General features: G+C 39.7%; 18 protein-coding genes. 5 read left to right on the top strand and 13 right to left on the bottom strand.

Annotated features, from left to right (window positions below):
* Positions 1-383: 383 nt before the first annotated feature.
* From AABM38_RS07330 to AABM38_RS07320, 3 genes are all read right to left on the bottom strand, one after another.
* Entirely contained in the window at positions 384-1,343 is a 960-nt protein-coding gene (locus AABM38_RS07330; protein ID WP_423409798.1) for a YsnF/AvaK domain-containing protein, read from the bottom strand.
* Positions 1,344-1,545: 202 nt separating this feature from the next.
* Positions 1,546-2,850: a hemolysin family protein gene (locus AABM38_RS07325; protein WP_423409797.1), complete on the bottom strand. Its 1,305-nt coding sequence runs from the start codon at positions 2,848-2,850 to the stop codon at positions 1,546-1,548.
* A 297-nt stretch (positions 2,851-3,147) separates the two neighbouring features.
* Positions 3,148-3,933, bottom strand: coding sequence for a TerC family protein (locus tag AABM38_RS07320; protein WP_423409796.1), 786 nt, complete (start codon positions 3,931-3,933; stop codon positions 3,148-3,150).
* 387 nt (positions 3,934-4,320) lie between these two features.
* On the opposite strand from AABM38_RS07320, the gene AABM38_RS07315 reads away from it, so the two are divergent.
* Positions 4,321-6,114: a methyl-accepting chemotaxis protein gene (locus tag AABM38_RS07315; RefSeq protein WP_423409795.1), complete on the top strand. Its 1,794-nt coding sequence runs from the start codon at positions 4,321-4,323 to the stop codon at positions 6,112-6,114.
* A gap of 58 nt (positions 6,115-6,172) precedes the next feature.
* Here AABM38_RS07315 and AABM38_RS07310 read toward each other — a convergent pair whose 3' ends face one another.
* Positions 6,173-6,643, bottom strand: coding sequence for a hypothetical protein (locus tag AABM38_RS07310; RefSeq protein ID WP_423409794.1), 471 nt, complete (start codon positions 6,641-6,643; stop codon positions 6,173-6,175).
* Positions 6,644-6,786: 143 nt separating this feature from the next.
* On the opposite strand from AABM38_RS07310, the gene AABM38_RS07305 reads away from it, so the two are divergent.
* Both AABM38_RS07305 and AABM38_RS07300 read left to right on the top strand, forming a co-directional pair.
* Positions 6,787-7,341, top strand: coding sequence for a tyrosine-type recombinase/integrase (locus AABM38_RS07305; protein WP_423409793.1), 555 nt, complete (start codon positions 6,787-6,789; stop codon positions 7,339-7,341).
* A 13-nt stretch (positions 7,342-7,354) separates the two neighbouring features.
* On the top strand, positions 7,355-8,857 hold the full coding sequence (locus AABM38_RS07300) for a potassium/proton antiporter (protein WP_423409792.1): 1,503 nt from the start codon (positions 7,355-7,357) through the stop codon (positions 8,855-8,857).
* Between the two features lie 43 nt (positions 8,858-8,900).
* On the opposite strand, the gene AABM38_RS07295 is transcribed toward AABM38_RS07300, so the two are convergent.
* Together AABM38_RS07295 and AABM38_RS07290 are read right to left on the bottom strand one after the other, a co-directional pair.
* Entirely contained in the window at positions 8,901-9,512 is a 612-nt protein-coding gene (locus AABM38_RS07295; RefSeq protein ID WP_423409791.1) for a TetR/AcrR family transcriptional regulator, read from the bottom strand.
* A gap of 43 nt (positions 9,513-9,555) precedes the next feature.
* Positions 9,556-11,088 (bottom strand): carboxypeptidase M32, encoded by a 1,533-nt coding sequence (locus tag AABM38_RS07290; RefSeq protein ID WP_423409790.1) that lies wholly within the window; start codon positions 11,086-11,088, stop codon positions 9,556-9,558.
* Positions 11,089-11,270: 182 nt separating this feature from the next.
* On the opposite strand from AABM38_RS07290, the gene AABM38_RS07285 reads away from it, so the two are divergent.
* Both AABM38_RS07285 and AABM38_RS07280 read left to right on the top strand, forming a co-directional pair.
* Complete coding sequence (locus AABM38_RS07285; RefSeq protein WP_423409789.1) at positions 11,271-12,158, top strand: ABC transporter permease; 888 nt, start codon at positions 11,271-11,273, stop codon at positions 12,156-12,158.
* Entirely contained in the window at positions 12,155-15,073 is a 2,919-nt protein-coding gene (locus AABM38_RS07280; RefSeq protein WP_423409788.1) for a M1 family aminopeptidase, read from the top strand. The genes AABM38_RS07285 and AABM38_RS07280 overlap by 4 nt, the downstream gene beginning before the upstream one ends.
* A 223-nt stretch (positions 15,074-15,296) precedes the next feature.
* Here the strand turns inward: AABM38_RS07280 and AABM38_RS07275 are convergent, their stop codons facing one another.
* The 7 genes from AABM38_RS07275 to fdhD all read right to left on the bottom strand — a co-directional run bounded on the left by AABM38_RS07275 (position 15,297) and on the right by fdhD (position 22,923).
* On the bottom strand, positions 15,297-16,832 hold the full coding sequence (locus AABM38_RS07275) for an SPFH domain-containing protein (protein WP_423409787.1): 1,536 nt from the start codon (positions 16,830-16,832) through the stop codon (positions 15,297-15,299).
* A gap of 11 nt (positions 16,833-16,843) precedes the next feature.
* Positions 16,844-17,380 carry a hypothetical protein gene (locus tag AABM38_RS07270; RefSeq protein WP_423409786.1) on the bottom strand — a complete coding sequence of 179 codons (537 nt, stop codon included), beginning with the start codon at positions 17,378-17,380 and terminating at the stop codon, positions 16,844-16,846.
* A 188-nt stretch (positions 17,381-17,568) separates the two neighbouring features.
* Entirely contained in the window at positions 17,569-18,180 is a 612-nt protein-coding gene (locus AABM38_RS07265; RefSeq protein WP_423409785.1) for a sterol desaturase family protein, read from the bottom strand.
* A 122-nt stretch (positions 18,181-18,302) separates the two neighbouring features.
* Positions 18,303-18,866: a DinB family protein gene (locus AABM38_RS07260; RefSeq protein WP_423409784.1), complete on the bottom strand. Its 564-nt coding sequence runs from the start codon at positions 18,864-18,866 to the stop codon at positions 18,303-18,305.
* A 140-nt stretch (positions 18,867-19,006) separates the two neighbouring features.
* Entirely contained in the window at positions 19,007-19,696 is a 690-nt protein-coding gene (locus AABM38_RS07255) for a DUF975 family protein (RefSeq protein WP_423409783.1), read from the bottom strand.
* 90 nt (positions 19,697-19,786) lie between these two features.
* Positions 19,787-21,832, bottom strand: coding sequence for a bifunctional diguanylate cyclase/phosphodiesterase (locus AABM38_RS07250; RefSeq protein ID WP_423409782.1), 2,046 nt, complete (start codon positions 21,830-21,832; stop codon positions 19,787-19,789).
* 302 nt (positions 21,833-22,134) lie between these two features.
* Entirely contained in the window at positions 22,135-22,923 is a 789-nt protein-coding gene (gene fdhD, locus AABM38_RS07245; protein WP_423409781.1) for a formate dehydrogenase accessory sulfurtransferase FdhD, read from the bottom strand.
* Positions 22,924-23,309 lie beyond the last annotated feature (386 nt).

The following is a 23,309-nucleotide window of genomic DNA, read 5'->3' as shown; positions in this document are numbered from 1 at the left end:
TTACCCTGTAATTGCTATTTCGTAAACATACAGATTCATCCACTGAAAATTCTTCCACTTGCTACTAAGGCATAACAATGTTATAGTAATAGAGCGATGAGCTGAATTGTGTAAGCCGACAGACACTCCTTTATGGAAATGCACGATGTGGCGTGCAGTCAGTCGCCTCAATACGCAGAAAAGACGCCTTTCGGGGCGTCTTTTCTTATTTCTCTCAAAATTATTTAACTTGAGTTCGAGTTTCAAGTTCGCCGATCATACTTTTTATTTTATTCTCTTTCATAGATGCACCAAGCTTTTTCAGACATACGGTATTCCTTATCTTAATTACATAACAAAACCGACAGGCCCTATGCCTGTCGGTTTACATTTAATACAGTTTTTTATCTATCCTTGAACCCGTCGCGATCAAGGTCAGAGTCATTTACAAAACGATCGTTATCCGTTTTAAGGCCAGATTCATTAACAAGACGATCGTCGTCTGTTTCAAGGTGAGCTTCCTCACGTTTTACTGTTTCAACGACTTGTTCTGTATCGGTTACTTCTCGCTTGCCGATGACAAGTTCTTCAGTCACGACTGGCTTTTTAGTGACTTCTACTTTCTCCTCCATGATTGGTACACGGATTGTTTCACCATCATCGATTACGGAGTCTACATCAGAAGCAACTTCGTTCACTTCACGTCGTTCAACGTAAACTTCTTCACGAGTTACTGGGATATTGACCTTCTGCTGATCTTCGACAACATGCTTATGCACTTCTACTTCACCAGTCTGGACAGTTTCCTTTGACACATCCAACTGCTCTTCTCTTAATCTTAATGTCTGCTCATCAGTGTCATAGCGATTTGCATCATACTCACCAGTAACTCCTGTGTTTGTCACTGTTGTGTCATCATATGCACCTGTAACTCCTGTGCTTGTCACAGATGTATCAGTTACATAGCCTGTCTGCTCTGTATTTAATCCAGAGGCATTTGTTTCAGCTAGTAAGATGATTCGGCCAGCTCTTACATCCTCTTCATATTCACTCGCCGCATCATCTGTAAGTCCAAGGCCGACTAAGCGGTCTGAAATAGAAGGTTCGTTGCCTCCAAGATTTCTGTCAGCATCAAATGCTGTCATTAAGCTCTGCCAGAACCCGCCTTCTTTATGATCATAAGTATCATTCGTTCCAAGATTTTCAGTTGTCACACCAGTTCTGCTTTCAAGCGCTGATGATAGCTCAGTAGTGTCTCCTATGATTGAGAAATCCTGAACTGCATATCCGTTGTTTTTGTATTCTTCAATTGCCTCGATTAATTCTGTTTGATTGTCGTATACTCCAACTACTTTTTTAGTCATGTGTAATTCCTCCATTTCATTTTTTACGATTCATCCGGTTGTCCCGGTAGTGAAGTTAATACCCACTCTCTGAAGAATTTGAAACATTTTTAGAACTTGCCAATATTAGCCACTGGTAATAATAAATCTAATAAGTTGACGGATTGTGTCTTATTTCACATAGTTATTTGAAAAAAATTAAAAGCCCCCTTTTGAGGAGGCTTTACTCTATTTCTATCCTGGTTACTTCCAAATATAAAATATGATATTCATCGATTTCGATAATTTTAAAAAGGTACCCTTCTTCTTCTATTTCATCTCCTATTTTAGCATCCAGGTTTTTAGTCATGAACCAGCCGCCAATTGTATCAACTTCTTCATCTGAGAGATGGGTGCCAAGCAAATCATTGACCTCGCCAATTAATACCCTTGAACTGAACAGGTAATGGCCTTCTTTTACTTTCCTGATTTCCGCGATTTCATCTGCATCAAATTCATCACGAATATCGCCGACGATTTCTTCCAGGATATCCTCGACAGTAACGAGTCCGGATGTGCCGCCATATTCATCGATCAATATCGCCATGTGAATACGTTCTTTTTGCATTTTCACCAAAAGATCATGAATCGGAATGGTTTCAATGACACGAATTACAGGCTTTACGAATGATGTCAGAATAGATTCTTTGTGCAGATCCTTTTGTGTCAATTTTGCCGTTAGAATTTCCTTAATATTGATCATACCCAGTATATTATCCTTTTCGCCATCAATAACTGGATAGCGGGTATACTTTTCCTGTTGGATAACATCAATGATCGTGTCTATAGTATCAGTAATATCCAAAGTGACGATTTCTGTCCTTGGCACCATGATTTCCTTTGCTATACGCTCATCAAACTCAAAAATATTATTTACATATTTCAATTCATTCTGGTTGATTTCCCCGCTTTCATAACTCTCTGAAAGCAGAATGCGCAATTCCTCTTCAGAAAGTGCCAATTCCTGTTCTGAAGCTGGTTTTAGACCAAACAACCCAGCCAGCATACGTGCCGAATTATTTAAAACCCAAATAAATGGGTACATGATCTTATAAAATAAAATAATCGGCTTTGAAAAGGTCAGTGTGATTGTTTCTGCTTTCTGGATCGCAACTGTTTTCGGCGCTAGTTCCCCCACAACTACGTGCAGGAAGGTTACAGAAGCAAACGCAATCCCAAAGGACAAAATATGTGATAGTGAAGGATTTAGGTCCCAGTTTTCAAAAAGTGGATGGAGCATTGCTTCAACAGTCGGTTCACCCAGCCAGCCTAATCCTAGTGAGGTAATGGTGATTCCAAGCTGGCAGGCAGAAAGGTACTCATCCAGATGTGAGGTAACATGCTTTGCAGCCTCTGCTCCCTTCTTCCCTTCTGAAACTAACTGGTCTATCCTCGAAGTTCTAACTTTTACAATGGCAAATTCAGTTGCCACAAAAAAGCCTGTTAATGCAATTAATAGTGCAATTAAAAGCAAATTTGTAATAATCACTGGGCAAGCCTTACTTATGTAAGGCGAACACCTCCTATAACATAAAATAAGTTCGAGAATAAAATAGATGTTGATTTAATTATTTTTTTAATATACCCCTATAAGAACCAACTAACGCATATTCGCCAAAAATCGCATATTTCTTGTTCTTTTGGAAAAATAACAATAAACGATCGCTACTTTGGAAACAATCATTCTAAATGATGAGCGGCAAATGTAAAAAAGAAACCCTAAAATGCAGCAACCTTTAAGAGGGTCGCTATAATTCAGGGATTCTTTTAGTTTATCTTATCGTTTTCAGGATGCCTTTCTTGCTCCTTCAGTAGTCTTTTCTTTTGATAAGAACCAGCCAGCTGCAGCAATAGCGACTAACACTGCATAAAAAGTAAGCTTCCATTCAGTTGAGTGCGCAAAGCTTCCGCTTAAGACACCAATAGCAGGATGCGCCAGTGTAAGCACAGCTAGCTTAACTCCTACCCAGCCAACGATGCCGAATGCGGCAATTTCAAGTCCAGGTCTTTTTTCCAGTAATGTAACGAACATATTCGCAGCGAATCTCATGATGATCAATCCGATCATTCCTCCGGCAAAAATGACGAGAAACTGTCCGCCATCCATTCCGCCAATTTCAGGGAGTGGAGTTTCGGGAAGCACCACTGCCAACGCAACTGCTGCAAGAATTGAATCTACTGCAAAAGCAATATCTGCAACTTCGACTTTTAGAACTGTCATCCAGAAACCGCTCTTTTTTGCTTTTCCTTTTACAGGTTTTTCTTCGGATTGCTCCATTTTCTTAAAAATTGTTTTCCGGAGAATATGGTTCACTGACATAAACAATAGATAAAAGGCGCCGATGGCCTGAACCTGCCATACATCCACAAGGAACGAAATAAGGAATAGTGATGCAAATCGGAACACAAAAGCCCCGGCTAATCCATAAAACAAAGCCTTTTTCCTTTTACCCTCTGGCAGGTGTTTCACCATGATTGCGAGGACAAGTGCATTGTCTGCTGCTAACAGCCCTTCCATAACGATGAGTACAAGAAGTACCCAGCTATATTCGAGCAAAATTGAGATGTCCATTAAAAATCCTCCTAGTTCATTTTTTAACCAAATATTCTCCTGCCCAATAGAAAAGGCCTTTACCACAATGGTAAAGGCCTAAAAATGCATAGAAAAAGACCTTTACCAAAATAGTAAAGGTCTTGCTAACAACGTCCACGTTGCCAATAAAGCCGGAGATGCAATCTCGTAATGACGACTTTATTGTAGCAGCTACTCCCCTTTAAAAAGAGAATATTTAATTACCTTTTAGTATATAAGAGTTTAGCAGAATAGTCAATTTAGAAACAAATTGTTCATTTTTTGCATCAATTCCCTTAACTTAACCCAAAACTTGCCGAAAATAAATATAACTATTGAACTAGTAATACCCATACGTACGATGCATGAACAGAGGAGTGAAAGAAATTGCTTTTAAAAAAGAAAAACAAAGAGATTAAAAGTAACAGCAAAAAGAAACCTGAAAAAAAACGGATAAAGAAAAATATGAGCTTGAAATTAAAAGTCGTTTCCTTAAGTGTAATTTCTATGCTGATCATGGCATTGGCTACATCAGCCTTAGCTTATTATGTCATCAAGAAAAGCAATGTTGAATCAATGGAAGCGGAATTAAGTACAATCTCAAGTTTATTATCAGATCAAATCACTCCAGGGAAAGCCCAGACAATCATCAGCAACCCTTCCAAGAACAATCCAGGTGTTACAACCATGCAGAAACAAATGGATAAAATTTTAAAAGATAATCCCTTAATACATAATCTCTACTTGGTCACTTTGGATGGTGAAAAATTGACTATACCTACCATGAGTTCCGTCATGCTTACCAAGGATTTCAGTTATGGCTCTCAGTATTCAGGGGGCAAGGCTTTCGACGATGCTGCCCTAATCGCTGTGAAAAATAATAAAAGGACCACAACAGATATTTATAAATCTGAATCTGGTAATGAAAAAGTAACAGGTTTTGCACCAATCACCGATATGAGCGGAAAGGTGATTGCTCTATACGGAGTCGACTTTGATGTTACACAGATCAATAAAAAAATAAACGCAGAAGTAACGCGTATTTGGATTCTGGCTTTGGTAATCCTAGGAATTTCAAGCATTGCCATGTATTTGCTCATTTCTATGCTGATCAGACCGCTCAACAAGATTAAGGATTTAACAGCAAATATTGCAAATGGCGATTTATCTCAGAACGACATTTTTGTAAAATCGAAAGACGAAATCGGTGCATTGGCTGAAAGCATCAATACAATGACAGCTTCACTGAGAAATGTGGTATCACAGGTACAAACGAGTTCTAAAGAAGTGACGAGCGAAACCCTTGCATTATCTAATGTTGCTTCCAGCTCAGTAGATGCAATCAGAGAGTTGACTGCAGCCAATCAGCAGGCAGCCGCCAGTACTCAGGAACAGAACGCTAACATTGAAGAAATGCAAGCAACTCTTGAAGAAATTAACGCTGGAATCGAAGAAATCAATGCTTCTGCCCAGCAGGCAAGCTACATCGCCAAGAACTCCACTGTTACGTCTAAAGAAGGAACAGTCCGAATCGATGAGATGCTTGCAGGTCTTGAACTTGTTGAAGACAATACAAATCAGCTAGCTGACATTATCATCACACTTGAAAAGCAATCAGATAAGATAACGCAATTCGTTAAAATCATAAATACTATTTCAGACCAAACAAATTTATTAGCATTAAATGCTGCCATAGAGGCAGCAAGAGCAGGCGATCATGGGAAAGGTTTTGCAGTTGTAGCGAATGAAGTCAGGAAACTGGCAGAGGAAAGCGCCAAATCAGCCTCTACCATCATTACTATCGTTAATGAGAATGTTAACAGCACTCGTGACGCAGTTGACTATATTTCTAAGACAAGAGAAGCTGTTCAATACAACAAGGACCTTTCAACAAATGCCAAAAATACGCTTCATGAAATTTTTGAAACAACGCTTGAGATTGAGGATAACTCTAATAATATTGCCTCTGCCATCGAGCAGCAGGTAATCGCGATCGAGCAAATCACAAACTCTCTTGACACGGTTTCCCAAGCTTCACAACAGATCGCTGCAGGCACAAGTCAAACAGATCAATCAACTCAGGAACAGTTAAGAATCGCTGAAAATGTTAACGAAACAACGAAAATTCTTCAGCAGACAGCAATGGAATTAGAAAAACTGACAGGGAACTTTAAGTTATAAGAAAAAGGATGCCAATGCGGCATCCTTTTTTTGATTAGTAATTTCCAAATGTTCGATATTATCTTTTTCTAAAGCCTTCTTCTTCTAAATACTGTTTGGCTTCATTATACGAAAGGAATGTTCCATCAAGATTTAATCCAGCGTATACATTCCACATATCATCTTCATTCAAGAGAATCAGTGTATGATTTTCCGCATTAATCCAGCGTTCCTCCTCATTGTCCTCAATAATCGCAGATTCAGCATCTGTGTTTGGGGAAAGAGATTGAATGGATTGAGTGATAATCGTTTTAAGTTCTTCTGCTGAAAAGTCCCTGATATTTACCATCCCTTTAGGATCCATATCATATCCGCTTAAAAATTCACCATATACGAATCCATTGCCATTTGGATGCAAATGATAAACTACATTTTTCTTTTCGTAAATACTTCCTTCAAAATGGAAATTGACACGTCCTAATGATACATTCTTGCGCTCAAGCTCGGAAAAGGTTTCAATGATTGCAATTTTTTCTTCAAAAGTCAGCATATTGCCTCCTGCTAATAACAAATTTTCTTTACTGTTCATTATAACATTTGTTTAATGCTGTACAAAACTCCTTAGTGTAAGCATAAAATTATGTTACACAAGTTAAAGTAATATATAATTAAGTTACATAAGGAGGTGACTTTTTGAAAAGCGTAGGGGCTATAAAAGAAAAGTGGCAAATCAGCAAAATGAAAGAGTTTTTAGAGAAACATTCTGCCAGGGATCATAGCTTATTTTTACTTGGGATCAATACCGGCATAAAGCTGCAAGAATTACTGCACCTTCGTGTTCACGAAATCAGAGGTTCCGACGGTGAAATAACAGAAATTCTTTCCCTTCCCCAATACAACAGTCCCCCTGTTTACCTAAATCTGACAATAAGAAATATACTGAAAAAATATGTATTCGAAAACGCTTTAATTGACACAGATTATCTCTTTAGGTCCCGAAAAACAGGAGAGCCAATCACCAGGCAGCAGGCCTATCGAATCATTAACGCTGCAGCAAAAGAAGCAGGAATCGAAGAGGCTGTTGGCATGACTACTCTCCGGAAAACCTTTGGATACCATGCTTACATTCAAGGCATTGCCATTTCACTCATTCAAAAGCGGCTGCACCATGCCTCTCCATCTGAAACGCTTCATTTTATTGGAATTGACAGCCATTCAGTAAGAATTAAATTAAACGTAGATCTTTAAGGGGGAGTTTTTATTGCAGGAACCAATATTAAGTACGGATACATTCATTTTATTATCAGCCATATTATTTATCGTCGGAGTATTGACCACAAGATTTTCCAACAGGCTGGGCGTACCATCCCTGATTCTTTTCATGTTGGTAGGCATGGTAATGGGGAGCGATGTGCTAGGGATAATATATTTTGATAATGCAGCCCTGACTCAGTTAATTGGTGTCATTGCCCTTGTGATTATTTTGTTCGAAGGCGGGCTTCAAACCAACTGGAAGGATGTCCGACCGGTAATCGTCCCCTCTTTATCACTTGCTACCATCGGTGTCTTGCTCACCTCCGGTATAGTTGCAGGTGCTGCAAAAATGATTTTAGGATTGGATTGGCTGGAATCGATCTTATTTGGAGCAATCGTTGGTTCTACAGATGCAGCAGCCGTATTTGCTGTCCTTAAAGGACAAAATATATCTCCAAAGCTCGGTTCAACATTAGAAGCAGAGTCGGGGTCAAATGATCCGATGGCAGTCTTCTTGACTGTGGCGATGATTGAGCTAATCACTGTTCCTGAAGCAAGCATCATGTCCTTAATCGGCGATTTCTTCTTGCAAATGGGATTGGGTGTCTTACTGGGGGTTATATTTGGTAAAATAGCGATTGCATCACTTAATTCCATAAATCTTGATTCTAGTGGACTCTATCCCGTTTTCGCGACTGCTTTTGCCTTGCTAACCTATGGTATTACTGCATTTTTAAACGGGAGCGGACTATTGGCGGTCTATATTGCAGCCATCTTGATTGGCAACGCTGAGATTGCATACAGACATTCTATCTTCCGTTTTTCAGAAGGATTTGCCTGGATGATGCAGATCCTCATGTTTGTCATTCTAGGCCTCCTTGTATTCCCTTCCGAACTTTTCACCCCTGCCATTCTAATACAAGGAATCCTATTATCAGCAATTCTCATGTTAGTGGCTAGGCCGGTGGCAGTATATCTGTCTACAATAAATATGAATTTCACAAACAAAGAACGAATTTTCCTTTCCTGGGCAGGCCTGAAAGGTGCTGTTCCCGTTGTCCTTGCTACCTTTCCTTTGTTGGCGGGAATAGAGGGCAGCCATCAAATCTTTAATGTCGTATTCTTCGTTGTTTTGACGAGTGCCCTAATTCAGGGAGCAACCATTCCATATGCTGCTGCTAAGCTCGGGTTGAACGGACCTAAGAAAACTACTCCTATGCAGTCGCTCGAACTCATTTCACTTGGAAAAGCAGATGCAGAAATGATTGAGTATGAAATAGAAAGTGATAGCGCCATTATCGGGAAAACTTTAGCACATATCCCCTTTCCTGAAGGCTCGCTCGTCAACGCAATCATTCGTAAAGGAGAACTTATAGCACCCACAGGAAATACAAGCATCATGTCAGGTGATTTTCTCTATATTCTATCAGCCAGAAAAAATAAGGCACATCTAAAAAAGCTGCTGAAGGAAAAAGCTGTTTATAAACAAAATGTTATGGATTTAAAATAAGAAAAAACCAGTGAGCAGCCTTTTCTCACTGGTATTTTCTTTATTATGCTTTAAGTTTTTCAATGAACATTGTCTGCATTTCCTTGAGGATTTCTTTATATTGATATTCATCCAGTAACGTTGCCTGCAAAGTAACTCCATTTACCATTGCCCAAAAGATATCAGCGTACCTTTTTGGAATGATTCCTTTATTGAACTCACCTGTTGCCTGCCCTTCTTCAATGATGCTCTTCAACAAGTTAACAAAGAAACCCTGGTAGCGGTCCGTCAGCGCTTTTTTCAATTCTGGTTTCCTTGTGGAATACAGCCTGAATTCAAAATGCACAAGCGCCTGATCTTTGTTCTCTTCGTCGTTTGGATCATTGTTTAAATAAGCATTAATCAAGAAATTAAGCTTATCCAAAGCAGATTTACATTTTGCAATTTCCCTGGTGAATTTGCTACCAGATTCATTTGTCTGCCTCTCCATGAGTGCAAGGTAAATCTCATCTTTACTTTTAAAGTAATTATAGATTGCACCCTTGCTGATCCCTGAATGAGAGACGATATCATCCACTGTCGAAGCTTCGAATCCCTTTTTAGCAAAACAGGCATGTGCACTTTGCAATATCTCTTGGCGTTTCAATTCTTTATATTCATCTGAAACAATTGGCATTTTTATAACCTCTTTTTTCTGACTGATAATCTGACTTCGAGATTTATAGTTTGTATACCTTGCTGTACTTATTTTCTAGATACTGTACAAGATAATCCGCATTAAGCTCTTCTCCCGTAATCTTAACAATTAATTCATTAGGTGTATACAGCATGCCATACTGGTGGATATTTTCCTTCAGCCATTGCTGGATTACACTGAAGTTCCCATTTTCTATGCTGTCATAAAAGTCAGGTACATCCTGCTGAATCTTATGCAGGATTTGTGCGGCATAGAGATTTCCAAGGGAATAAGAAGGGAAATATCCGAAGCCGCCGAACGACCAGTGAATATCCTGAAGGACGCCTTCCCTGTTGCTGGCAGGTGTAATACCTAGATACTCATTCATCTTCTCGTTCCAGATCGCTGGAAGGTCGCGTGCCTCGATTTCGCCTGCGATTAACGCCTTTTCAATCTCATATCGAACCATAATATGCAGGTTATATGTCAGCTCATCTGCTTCCACTCTAATAAATGATGGCTGGACTGCATTAACCGCACGATAGAACTCATCTAAGTCTACACTGCCTAGCTGCTCAGGGAAATACTCCTGAAGCGCTGGATAAAAGTACGTCCAGAACTGTTCGCTGCGTCCAACCATATTTTCTAGGAAGCGGGATTGTGATTCATGAATACCGAAAGAAGCTCCCTCCTGGATGACAGTGCCTTCATATTCCGGATTGATGTTTTGTTCATAAATGCCATGTCCGGCTTCATGGATCGTTCCGAAGATCGCGGAACGGACATTATTATCCTGATACCTGGTCGTAATCCTAACATCCCCGGTGTTAACAGTCTGTGCAAAAGGATGAACAGTTTCATCCAGTCTGCCAGCTTCCATATCAAAACCTATGAGCGGGAGGATATAGCGATTAAACTCTTTTTGCCTCTCCACGGAGAATGGCTGATCAAAAATTTCAGCAGAAGGTTTATAAGAAGATTGTTGTATCCTTCTTAGTAAATCAGCGCTTGACTCTCTTAATTTCATAAATAACGGATCTAGCTTTTCTACTGTCAGACCTGGCTCGTATTCACTTAACAGCGCATCATACGGGTGGTTCTCATACCCATAAATTTCTATGGCTTTTCTTTTAAATTCCACAATCTTCTCTAAATACGGCAGGAATTTTTCAAAATCATCATTCTCTCTTGCATCCTCCCAGGCGTCGTTAGCCTGAGATGTCAGCACAGAAAAATCCTTGATCATTTCTGCAGGAATCCTTTTGGACCGGTTATAAAAATCTTTTCTCTCCCGAACCTGTGCTTTTGTCACATCGTCTAGGTAAGTTTCAGCTTCTGGCGTTGAAAGTGTGCTAAGCAGTTCCCCCATTTCATCAGATACAGTCAGCTTGAATGCTTCTGTCCTAAGTGTACCGCTGGCCTTTGCAAATGCTGACCTCCCTTTTTTTGGAGCAATTACTTTTTGGTCCCAGCTTAATAACCCTGAAATACTATTAAAATGCGAGATTTTTTCATCAAGCTCACGAAACTTATCAAGAGCAGAGACAATCGTTTGATTCATAACCTTCTGTTCCATATTCGCTCCCCCCAATTTTCTATTAATATTAAATAAACTTTCCAGTCGGTTTATTATAATCTATATTACATTTTTTTTGCAATTATCACAAAATTATTAAAAAAATTTTCATAAAAAATGCAACCTTTCATGAATATACTACGTCAAATCATAAATAAAGAAAAATTTTCCAAGGGGGAACTATGAAAAAAATTATCCATTATCCACTTTTACTTTTGACCTCAGCAGCAGGTCTGTTATTTTTCATGTCTTTTCCTAAACTGTTTAATTACCGTCCAGATGGAAGCGAGCACTTAGGCTTTAAGGTATTGGACTTCCTAAAAGCTTTTATGGCTACAACTCTTCAATTTTTTGAAGCAGACAGCTGGCTTTTTTTTGAAAAATGGAACCAGGAAACAGTCATTGACAGGTATACGTACTCTTTGGAGATTATATTGGTGAGCTTGGTTTTTACAATTTTTATAGGAAGCTGCATAGCATACATATTAATGAGCATTTCTTTTAAAAAGCGATCTAAGCTAAAACATGTTTTAAACTTTTTTGAGGGATTGCCTGATCTATTGGTCATCTTTATTATTCAAATGTCCCTTTTTGCATTGTATCGGGATTTTGGAATTCGATTGGTTACAATGTATGGACTTGCAGGAAAAGAGCCTTTGATTTTCCCCATGATCATTAATTCCTTGCTGCCTTCGATGTTTTTTGCGCAATATTTATTAAAGATCATGGAAGAAGAGTATGAAAAGCATTACATCCTTTTGGGCCAGGCAAAAGGTTTGTCGAACCTGCATATCCTTTTCGTCCATCTAACAAGAAACATCCTCCCAGTTATGTCGATTCACTTTAAAACGATTATTTTTATGATTACGACCAATCTTGTACTCGTTGAGCAAATGTTTGTACTCAATGGCTACACAAAAGAACTATATAATTTGCTGATCACTCGAGGGGGATCTCCTGTGCAGGTTTTCTTTTATGTCGGAGTGTTCCTGGTGCCGGTGATGCTGCTTGAACGGGTCGTCACCCTTTCTGGTAAGAAAGCGGCAAATGCACAGGGGTTGAATATATGAGAAAGCTGTTTACTAGCAAACTTGTGTATGTTCTGGCGATTATTGCAGGATTTCTTAGGAATTTAAACTTCAGGGATATCACTACTGGCTTTAAGTCGCTTTTCAAGAATTTAGGTAAGGGAGATTTAAAGACTGCTGCCGCTGATTTATATAGGCTTGCACTGTATATTTTAAAAAAACTATTAGCTATGTTCGTTTTCGTTTTCAAGTATATTCATAACTTAAAACATCGGAATCTGATTGTGGGCTTTGCGATCCTGTTCATTTTCTTTATATTGAGCTGGAATACAGAGCTGATGCCGGAGAGCAATGAACCGTTAATATTTGATGAGAATGGTAAATTTGTTGCCGCCCCTCCTGCCCCTCCATCCTTCGTTTTCCCTCTTGGAACTGATTTGGGAGCGCGAAGCATGGTGAATCTGGTCCTTGTCGGGATAAAGTACACATTGGGTGCGGTTATTGGCATCACCTTGGCACGCTTAATCCTTGGAGGACTGCTGGCGTTATTGACTGCTATATGGATGCCCGGATTCAAACGGTATTTCAGTGCCTTTTTCTGGCCATTCAGGTACATCCCTGCTTTGCTCGCATGTATCATTTTTATGCTTCCGATTGCAGCAGCACCACAGGGTTATTCAGCAAAAGTCATTTTGGAATACCAGGTACTTGTACTGATTTTAATTGGTCTGCCAGGAGTTTTTTACTTTATCACCGATATGGTGGACGAAATCAAGAAGGAGTCCTTTGTCTTAAGCTCAACGCTCATGGGAGGAGGAAAACTCCACATCTTAGTTAGGCATGTATGGCCGAACATTAAGTCCCATTTTTTATTGCTAACTGCACAACAAATGCTGCAATTGCTGCAGCTGCTCACTTTCATGGGCATCTTCGCGATTTATTTGGGCGGACCACACCCGACTGCTCTTACTGATTCACCACGGTTAATATACAGGTCGATCTCAAATGAATTAGCGGGATTGGCAGGCCAGAACTATTGGCTGATCAGACGTGCTCCATGGATGGCTTACAGCCCAATTCTGATTATTACTGTGATCGCCCTCATTATTAATTGGATAAAAAGAGGTGTCGAAGATCAAATTGCCGGTGTCCTCCCTGACAGGCAAAAGTCAGTCCAGGCAGTAGAGAGTGTTAGCAGTACTTCAATGGTGAGGGAATCCAAGAGTTTTGTTTTGGTTGGCAGCCAAAGCGAGAAGGTAATGGATTATAAGAAAAAAATTTATTTTTGCGACATATTTCGAAACAAGCTATTAACCCTGCGCAAATACTTTCTTAAATTCAGAGTTTATGAAGCATTTGAGAAAGTCCTATTGAAAATGACTTCGTTCATCGGCCAAAAACCTAAGCCTGTGCTTACTGCTCTATTAACATTGCCGTTAATCTTATGGGCTGGAGTATATGGATATGCGCAATATCAGGAGAATGCAGACAGTACTAAAGAACAGACTGCTAAACAGTCGTCTGTCCAAGTTTCTTCAAAATTAGATCGAAAAGAAATCTATCACTCGGATTTTACTAATAAAGATGTTGTCCCAACGGATTATAAAGCATACTTGACCTATAACGAAGCTGAAGGTTCACTGAAAGGTACCCTGAATGTGACAACAACCAACACTACCGGAAAGGAGCAGGATAAACTTTATTTCCACCTGTACCCGAACCAATTCCAGGAAGCACTGGAGGGTATCGATTGGGAAATGATTCTTGGCCCATCACCGGAACGGGGCTGGATTGAAATCAAGGATTTATATGTGAATAGCAAGAGAACAGATTTTAAAGTGGATAAAACGATTCTTGAAATTGACATGGCTAATTGGACAGACAAGCAAAAAGCCGAGGTCGCATTTAAATTCACTTTGAAACTGCCAAAAAACTATAGCAATACTAGTTTTGATTACGCTGCAGTCTGGCTGGGGAACTTTTTGCCGACCCAGGCTGTTTACGATAAGAATGGCTGGAACCTGGATCCCTTCACACCTTTCGGAAATCCATTTTACAGGGAAATAGCGAATTATGATATTTCGCTGACTGCACCTGCAAAATATGAAATTGTATCTAATGCACCTGAGCCATCTGCAAAAATTGAAGCTCAGGGTGATACCGTTAAGTATGCAGTCAAGCTTGAGAATGTAAGGGATCTGTCGTTGGTCCTGTTGGATAAGCAATATTACTCAAGAGAGATCTTCATGACTGATGACACGATGATCAATATCTGGTCACGCCCTACGACCGATGACCAGGATGCTGCACAACGTAATAATATGGCTGCAGGTCAATCAATGAAGTATTTCGAGGAGTATTTTGGGACCTATCCATACAAAGAGCTGGACATTATCCGTACTGCTGAAAGCAGCCCACAAATGTCTTATCAAGGAATGATTTTTACTCCAGGGTATAATTTTTCAAATCACTTAGGCAGCATCAGTATGGCAGACGCCGTTCTCCACCAATGGCTGTCAGGCGCTGTAGGAAGCAATGGATATAAAGAACCGTGGGTGAACGAAGCTATTACAAGCTATTTATTAAAAAAAGCCATGGTTGAAAGAGGGTACGCAGCAAGCAATTCATCCGAGCAGATTGCCCAGGTTCAGTCTGAAATTGCAAGAATTCAAGGACAGGGCCTATCCCTGAGCAGCCCGCTCGGAGATTTTAAAGAGATGAATGATTACAACATGTTGATCACAGGAAAAGGATCAACGATGTATGAGGAGCTTGAGAAGCTCATGGGAACAGGGAAATTCAAGAATGCATTAAAGCAATTTGCCAAGGAGAATACAAATAAAAACGCTTCTGGCTTTGACCTCATTAAAACATTTGAAGAAGCCGGCGGTGTGGAAACCTCTGGATATTTTGAAAGCTGGCTAAAGTCAGCTAATGAGGAGAAGGAAAAACAATAGCTAGTAATAGAGTCTGGCCATTCTGTGGCCAGTTTTTTTTGATTGCTTTTACTTATAAAAGAAATTCACAGATGAAAATAACATATCTCTAACTTATCAAAGAAACGTCCAGTCTCAGGTGAATTAGAAACGATAATCTGATCTCTCACCTAAAAGAAAAAAGCCGGCTTGGAATTTAGCTTCCATAGCCGGCTTCATAGCTTTACGCAGAATCATAGTAAAATTATTCAGCTGCTTTCTCAATTTCACTTTTCTTATGATCCCTAATTTCAGTAGCGAGTGCATCAATGCTATGTCTTACATTTGCTTTTCCCGAGAAATTCTCAATGAGGTTTTTCACATCAATTCCAGAAGATGCTTTTAAAGATTCCTGGAGTGTGGCCATTAAGTTGGTTGCATAGCCTGTAACCTTGTTCGCTCCGCCGTTTGCATCGCTTCCGCCAGTATCGACAACGGTGATTTTATCGATATTGCCAAGTGGTGCTGCAACCTGCTTCGCATATTCAGGAAGCATTTTCACGATCATGTCGAGGATTGCTGCCTGGCCGAACTGTTCGAACGCTTCGGCGATCTTTTCCTTTGCTTCGGCTTCTGCTATCCCTTTTAAACGAATGATTTCAGCTTCAGTTTCACCCTGTGCTCGCTCTGCTTCAGCTTTTGCAAGACCATCCATACGGATTCTTTCTGCTTCAGCACGTGCCATAGCTTCAATCCGATACTTGTTTGCATCAGCTTCAGCAATCTGCTTCGCTTTGTCTGCTGCTGCTGATTGCTCGACAGCATAGCGGTCAGCGTCTGCTTTTTTCTTAACTTCAGAATCATATTGACGCTCACGGCGCAAAATCTCTTTTTCTTCAAGCTCGATCTGCTTTTGACGTTCGATGATTTTGACCTGCATTTCCTGTTCAGTTACCTCTTGCTGTGCGCGGGCATTTTCCAGATCGTAAGCCTGGTCAGCACGAGCCTTGGCGATATCCTGCTCACGGCGGAATTCTGCCATTTTCAAACCATTTATTTTCTCAGCTTCCGCAATTTCTGTCGCTCTTTCAAACTCTGCCTTTTTCGCTTCCTTATCTGCTTCCGCTTTCTTGATGCGAGTTTCTTTTTCCGCATCGGCTGTCGCGATATCAGCATCACGCTTCACCTGTGCGATCCGCGGCTTACCGAGTGAATCAAGATAACCATTCTTATCACGAACATCCTTGATCGTGAATGACACAATCACCAATCCCATTTTTGCAAGGTCCTGTGAAGCAACACGCTGCACTTCCTGTGAGAACTTATCACGATTTTTATAGATTTCTTCCACGGTCATTGAACCGAGGATAGAGCGAAGATGACCTTCCAAAACTTCCTTCGCTTCATTTTCTCTGTCTTCCTTAGTTTTACCAAGGAACTGCTCGGCAGCAGTGGCAATTTCACTGATCGACCCGCCGATCTTAATGATTGCTGTACCATCTGCCATTACTGGTACACCCTGCTCTGTATATACTTCAGGCGTCGTAACTTCCAGTTTACTCGATAGCAGGCTTAGCGGGCGGGACTGCTGGAAAACTGGAAAAATGAAGGTACCGCCGCCACGGATAATCTTGATTTTATTATTCGATTCATCCATATGGACATTTCGGCTGCCGAGAAAACTTCCTGTTACGATCAAAGCTTCATCTGGTCCTGCCGTCTTGTATTTCGTAATAAAAACAGCAATCATGGCAATAATCAAGAAAACGACAAAACCAATCACAATAAACATTAAATCCATTCTATCTCCCCCTAAATGAAGTTCTCTAACTCATCATAGACTTTTACCTGTAGCACACCATTTTCAATATCAATAATTAATACTTTTTTACCATAAGGAATTTCCGTCTTAGCAAAGCTGGTTGCCGGCTTAGATATTCTGCCGCTAATACTTTCGATCAAGACCTCTCCATAACCATCAACCGGAACAGCTGTGATGACCGTTCCGACTCTCCCTCTTAAATCACTTTCCTTATACACAAGCGACTCCTCAGCATTGGATAAGGGAATAAGGACAAAAACATTCAATAATATCACAAGAATAAGTGCAACAAGTGCAGAAAAGCTTGCGATCAGGCCACTATGCAAAGCTGTAAAAACCTCAGCTAAATAGCTGCCTGCGGAAAAAATGGTTATAAATGAAAAAATCAATGTCGGATTGATCAGTGGAATGCTTTCCATTACACCGTCTAAAAAATCACTAAAAAACAAGTAAAGAATCGTGATTGCTCCAGAGATGACCAAACCATATAAATAAACTGTTTCTAGTGGCAATCCAAATAGCTCCATCTTTCTCACCCTTTTTTAAAATCTATTACTTAAAACCTATACAAGCACCTCCCCTTCTCTAATTATTTCTTACTATGTAATACGGATAAATTGGAAATTAGTTTCAATTTTTTAAAAAATTAGTCAAAAAAAGGTAGCTGATCTCCCACTGAAAGAAAATTTTCAGTTAGGAAACCAGATACCTATATTTATGCTCTTTTTTCAAGATCTCTTGCAGTCTTGCTCGTTTCGACTTCTTTTTCATCTTTGAAGGTTCCGAATAGATAATCAGCGAAGGGGGTACTTACTCCATACCAGTAGTTCTCGTTTTTAAAGTGATGCAGGATATGGACCTTTTTTACCCACCTGCCGAAACTGGTCTTGGGCTTGATCGGGCGATGTGCCACATAATGCTTCCATTCATAAATTAATAGCATCGCCAATAACCCGGTTCCAAACGCAATCGTATAATTGAAACTCTTAGAAAAGTAATAAAAGATCAATGAGAGAATCAGGAAATTAGGCAGGCTGTACCATAAAGGCAGGAATAAGAGTTTGAGGTTGTTAGGATCAGTATGGTGATCATAGTGAATTCTTTTTAAAAACTTCAGAAAATAAGGGTTATTAGGGGTCTTTAAATGAAACAAGAAACGATGCGTTAAATATTCACTGAAAGCAAAAGTCAGCATGCCGAAGACAAGAAATAATAACATGCCCAGTGTAAGACCCTTCCAGAGAGCCACTCCAACTCCTGTTGCAATTAACGCTATTAAAATACTAATATCAGGAAAGAAAAAGAAATCCTTATAGAGTTTGTTCATCCAAACCATGCTCCCCCTTGATAATGATTAATTACATTATATATTTTTCTGATTTTTCAATCAATATATCTCAAAAATATAAACCCGCTAAGACCAAGTAATAGCGGGCACTTACAATTCGATTATTCCTTTACTAATTGTTCCTTATTTTTTACTGCCATGCTGTACATCTTTTTAATCATGCGTATTTGTCCGCGATGGCTGATCTCGTCTTCGAATACATGAAACCATTTGAAATAATTGTTTCCAGGTTTGTTCCACCACCATGCTGTTTGCTCAAACAACCACTCATCACTAAGAGATTGGAATTTTTTAAATGTGTCGTTCCTCGCAGCCTGAAGATCTTTAAGGTAATACTCAAGAGAATTGCCTTTAAAAGTCGTTCTGCCCTTCTCGCCAAGTTCAAGCCCTGCCAATAATGCTTCTTCTTCTTCCTCGGTTGGATCGCGTCTTTCAAACGTGACGATTTGGTAAATACGCTCCACCGCCGCCAAATGTGCAAGCAGCATCCCAATCGAATTCGCTTCTTCATGCACAAGGAAATCGAGTTCCTCTACCGAAAGACCTTCCACGGCCATTAACGTTGTTTCACGCGCATAATTCATCATGGAAACCAGATGACTAAAAGTAGGAGAGAACCCGTCCTTCTGATCAATTAAATAGATCGTCGACTTATCATAGCTCATAATCTCAACTCATTTCTCTATAAGACTAGAATAATAACTATTCGCTACTTTACATAAATATCCTCTAATAAACACTCTGAATTTAACATCCCTTCAACACATTAAAGCGCTGGGGGTCAGACCCCCAGCGCTTTAATGTGTTAAATTGCTAAATCTGCTGTTTTTACTTCTTCATTGCCTCTTGGTGCGATGAACTCGTTATAAAAGGTTGCGTTGGCTGTAGAAATATAAGGTGTCAGCCATAAGAACCCGATTCCAAGTGTAAAAATAGCAATAAAGATCCAGCCAATGAAGCTGAGGTTCATGAGGAAATATTTCCATTTAAACCCTTTCATTCTCTTTCTGCTTTCGGTGATCGCCTCTAGTGCTGAGTATTCAGGATTGTCCTTCATCAGGAAAAAAGCTTGTGAGTACGCAATACCTTTAATAATTCCAGGAATAATCAATAATAAAGTCCATAGCATTGTGAAAATACCCATAAGAATAGATGTACCGATTACTTTCAATGAGAGCTCCCACTCTTTATAAACTGCGAATACTTGAGAAATCTTCGGGTCGTTCCATCTTGCGATTACAAGATAAAACCAATAGCTAGCAACTGACAGAGGGATGAAAAGGAATGAGAAAAACAAACTTATTAGATTTGCTGCGGTAGAGGGTTCTTCCTCATCGACCCAGGCTGAAAACCCACCGCTCATCATCATCTCCGCCATCATTGGAACAATTGTTGTCACTAAAAAAACGGTAAACGTCAGCAGGACTCCCATGCCCCATTTTCCTTTTAATGAAGCAAGGGCCTTCTTTTTAATTTGTGAAATGCTTAAATTCATTTAGCTTCCTCCTATAGTTTATGTCTTAATTAGATTTACTCTAAAAAAGTAAAGTTTCAACCCATTATATTTTAATAATGAACAGATTATTTATTGAACTGCTCCAGCCACCGAAGCAAAATCATCAATCCAGTCAACCAACTCGCCAGCTCTTAACGGTTTCGAATAGTAATAGCCTTGTATAATAGGATTTTCGGAATTTGTTGATAAAAATTTTATTTGCTCTTCAGATTCGACTCCTTCAATGACTACTTTCAGTTTCAAAGAATGGCCCAGGCTGATGATCGCCTTAATAATGGCAGAATCTTTATCTGATTGTGGCACGTCATCTACAAAAGATTTATCTATTTTCAATGTGGAAATAGGCAGACGTTTTAAGTAAGACAAGGAGGAGACACCAGTACCGAAATCATCAAGGGCAACGGTAAATCCATACTCCTTGAACTCACTGACAGCCCTGATCGCATTCTCAATATTATCGATTACGCTTGTCTCTGTAATTTCAAGTTCCAGATAATTACTTGCAATCTCATATTTAGAGACACTCTCTTTTAAAATTCCCATCAACAGCGGCGAAGTAAAATAGGAACCTGGAATATTAATGGCAATTTTAAAGGCTTTAATTCCCTGTAAATTCCATAGTGAGATCTGCTTGCACACATGGTCAATGATCCAATCCGTCACCTCGTGCATCTTTCCGTTTTCCTCAAGGATCGGAATAAAGACACCTGGCGGCACTAAACCATGCATCGGATGGTCCCATCGCAGTAAGGCTTCTACTCCAAATATCTGTTTCGTGTTTGTACATATTTTTGGCTGGTATACAACGAATAGTTCGTTCTCATTTATTGCTCTCTCTATATCATGGACGAGATGCCTTTCAAATGCATAAGTGTGTACGACTGGGTCATATTCAATGACTTCATGCTTATACATAATGCCTGAGTGATGAAGGACAGCCATAGTGTTGGCAAACAAGTCAACCCTTTCATATCCATGTGAAGATGTAACTGCACATACCATGTCGACAACTAATTTTTTCTCATTGAACTCTAATGATTTCTTTAGAACGGAAGCGATTCTCAACATCGAAAGTTTAAGCTTCTCATAGTCACGGGGATCGGCTGAGGCAACTGCGAACCGGTTTCCTTCAATCCTATAAATGGTCGCAGTCCCTAACTTTAGGCGAACGATGATTTCGCTGCCCGCCTTAATAATCTCATCTCCAAACTCGTATCCATATCTGCTGTTCCACTTCTCCAAACCATGTAAATGAATGATCGCCAAGCAGGACATGGCAGAAGAATTCATCACTTTTTCAAACTGCCTCCGATTCGGCAGTCCTGTCAATGCATCGAAATTGTTTAAGCGGAAATCAACATACCGGTCAAGCAGGCTGGATAGCCCCGAAAGTCCTAATATAACAGAAATACCTAATGCTACAGCAATCACAAGAAGAGGCAGATTCATATGCTGCCCATGATGCAATCCTGAAGTGAATGGCTCATCCGTGTAAAATACTACAGCTTCCATCCCAGTGTAGTGCATACTTGCCACCGCAAGACCCATAATGAGCGAAGTAAGGGATTTCACATAAAAATTGCCCATGTATTTTTGCAGACTTGAAAAAATGTACAGTGCCACAAAGGAAACAACTATTGCTATAGCTATGGATAAAATAAAAAGCAAAGGGTTATATACGTACTTCGCTTCCGTTTCCATCGCAGTCATCCCAATATAATGCATAGCTCCAATCCCAATGCCCATAGTCATACCAGCTAGAGCCTGTGGCCAACGGGTATGATTAATCCGATTGGAAATATAAAAAGCCAAATAGGAGGCGAGTATCGCAGGCAAGACAGACAATATGGTAAGAGGAATGTTATATTTCATCGAAACGGGAAGTATAAAAGCGCTCATCCCTATAAAATGCATTGCCCAGATTCCCAGTCCCATCGCAACCGAAGCAAGACCCAGCCAAAAATTGCGGCTAAAGAAACTATTCTGCTTGATTCTTTCATTCATGGAAAGAGCGGTATATGATGCAAAACACGCAATAAGAACCGAAAGGATCACAATTGGCAGAGAGTACTTACCGTGTAAAAACAAAACATCTGATTCGGGCATTGAAAACATAATGTGCAAACATCCTTTTTTTGTTTTTCATGTTGTAAAGCCTATTTATGTAATTATCGGTTTCCAGGTTACAATTGTGAACGTTTTGGCCAATAAAAAACGCTGCACAGGGCAGCGTTTCAGTTTGTAAGATTATTCTAATTTAAAATGGTGTGTTTTCCAATAGTTTTTTATTGTATACCATTCTTTGCAGCTTTCTCCAGCCTTTTAACGCGCCTTCAACAGACACAAGATAAATAATTTTAATATACTTTCCCTAAAGAAAAAAACGAAAAAAACTGCTAATAGAGCATTATTACAAACTACTCAACAATCCGCTCCGGACAAGAATATACATTAAAAGAATTGCCTCGGATAAAACCAACTGCTGTAATATTCAAATCCTTTGCCAGCTTGATTGCCAAGTCGGTTGGAGCGGATTTTGAAAGGACGATTCCTACCCCGATCTTTGCAGCTTTCAATAGGACTTCAGAGGAAATCCTGCCGCTGAAAACAATGATTTTATCACGGACAGGCACTCGGTTCAAAATGCTATATCCAAATAATTTATCTAAAGCATTATGCCTTCCTATATCCGTTCTTGACACAATCACTTCTTCGGAATTGCAAAGAGCTGCATTATGTACTCCGCCTGTTTCCTGAAATACTTGTGAATTGTTTTGCATCTCGTTCATAAGGGCAATGGCTTTTGAAGCGGTAATCGTTGTTTTTGCTGTGGAAGTTTTAGCCGTCCTGGAATCATTGTGAAAATAAAATTGGCGGCTTTTTCCGCAGCAGGAACCAATAAATCGTTTAGAGTAATATTGCTGGTTTGTAGTGGTTTCCGCTTTTAGCATGACATAAGCATACCCACGGCTTTCATCAATATTCATGGAATGGATATCACTATAGAAACGGATAACTCCTTCTGATGCCAGAAACCCGACAACCATTTCCTCAAAATGTGTCGGTGTACAGACCATGGTAGCAAATTCCACGTCATTCACAAAGATGGTCAACGGAAACTCATTGACGATGACATCCTCCACATTCTGGAATTGTCCGTTTAAATATTTTGTAATGGTATATTTATCACTCATATTTTCCAACATTGTCTTCACCTTAGCTTCTAAGATTTTGAGAATATTAAAATCTAAACACAATCGAATCTTTTTCACAAGAAAAATTTACAACACGTTCATAGTGTAAAATTGATATATCAATCCTAATAGTTGTTGCATCTACATTTAGTAAGTGATAGAATTTTTTTGAAGTTCACAAAACCGCCACATTTTGATTCGAGATAGCGACCCTGTCGTCGGTTAAGATGTAAAGCGGAAATGTAAGCGATTAGCAGTTGGTCCGATAGTAGCGAAACCTGCTTAGTACTAACCGTCAATCTTTCTTTAGTCATCCCTGTTGTCAAGGGATTTAAAGAAGTTGGCGGTTTTTCTGTTTTTTACTGTCATTCTACATATTTCATTTACTGAAACGGATG

Source organism: Heyndrickxia sp. MSNUG, from assembly GCF_049532715.1.
GTDB lineage: Bacteria > Bacillota > Bacilli > Bacillales > Cytobacillaceae > Mesobacillus.
Note: the sequence above shows the minus strand (reverse complement) of the source record. Positions and strands in the feature narration are given on the sequence as shown.

Bases quoted from the DNA above. Each gene is read 5' to 3' on its own strand.
- AABM38_RS07330 (WP_423409798.1), bottom strand. From the start codon at position 1,343: ATGACTAAAAAAGTAGTTGGAGTATACGACAATCAAACAGAATTAATC.
- AABM38_RS07320 (WP_423409796.1), bottom strand. From the start codon at position 3,933: ATGGACATCTCAATTTTGCTCGAATATAGCTGGGTACTTCTTGTACTC.
- AABM38_RS07310 (WP_423409794.1), bottom strand. From the start codon at position 6,643: ATGCTGACTTTTGAAGAAAAAATTGCAATCATTGAAACCTTTTCCGAG.
- AABM38_RS07295 (WP_423409791.1), bottom strand. From the start codon at position 9,512: ATGCCAATTGTTTCAGATGAATATAAAGAATTGAAACGCCAAGAGATA.
- AABM38_RS07290 (WP_423409790.1), bottom strand. From the start codon at position 11,088: ATGGAACAGAAGGTTATGAATCAAACGATTGTCTCTGCTCTTGATAAG.
- AABM38_RS07285 (WP_423409789.1), top strand. From the start codon at position 11,271: ATGAAAAAAATTATCCATTATCCACTTTTACTTTTGACCTCAGCAGCA.
- AABM38_RS07280 (WP_423409788.1), top strand. From the start codon at position 12,155: ATGAGAAAGCTGTTTACTAGCAAACTTGTGTATGTTCTGGCGATTATT.
- AABM38_RS07275 (WP_423409787.1), bottom strand. From the start codon at position 16,832: ATGGATTTAATGTTTATTGTGATTGGTTTTGTCGTTTTCTTGATTATT.
- AABM38_RS07270 (WP_423409786.1), bottom strand. From the start codon at position 17,380: ATGGAGCTATTTGGATTGCCACTAGAAACAGTTTATTTATATGGTTTG.
- AABM38_RS07265 (WP_423409785.1), bottom strand. From the start codon at position 18,180: ATGAACAAACTCTATAAGGATTTCTTTTTCTTTCCTGATATTAGTATT.
- AABM38_RS07260 (WP_423409784.1), bottom strand. From the start codon at position 18,866: ATGAGCTATGATAAGTCGACGATCTATTTAATTGATCAGAAGGACGGG.
- AABM38_RS07255 (WP_423409783.1), bottom strand. From the start codon at position 19,696: ATGAATTTAAGCATTTCACAAATTAAAAAGAAGGCCCTTGCTTCATTA.
- AABM38_RS07250 (WP_423409782.1), bottom strand. From the start codon at position 21,832: ATGTTTTCAATGCCCGAATCAGATGTTTTGTTTTTACACGGTAAGTAC.
- fdhD (WP_423409781.1), bottom strand. From the start codon at position 22,923: ATGTTGGAAAATATGAGTGATAAATATACCATTACAAAATATTTAAAC.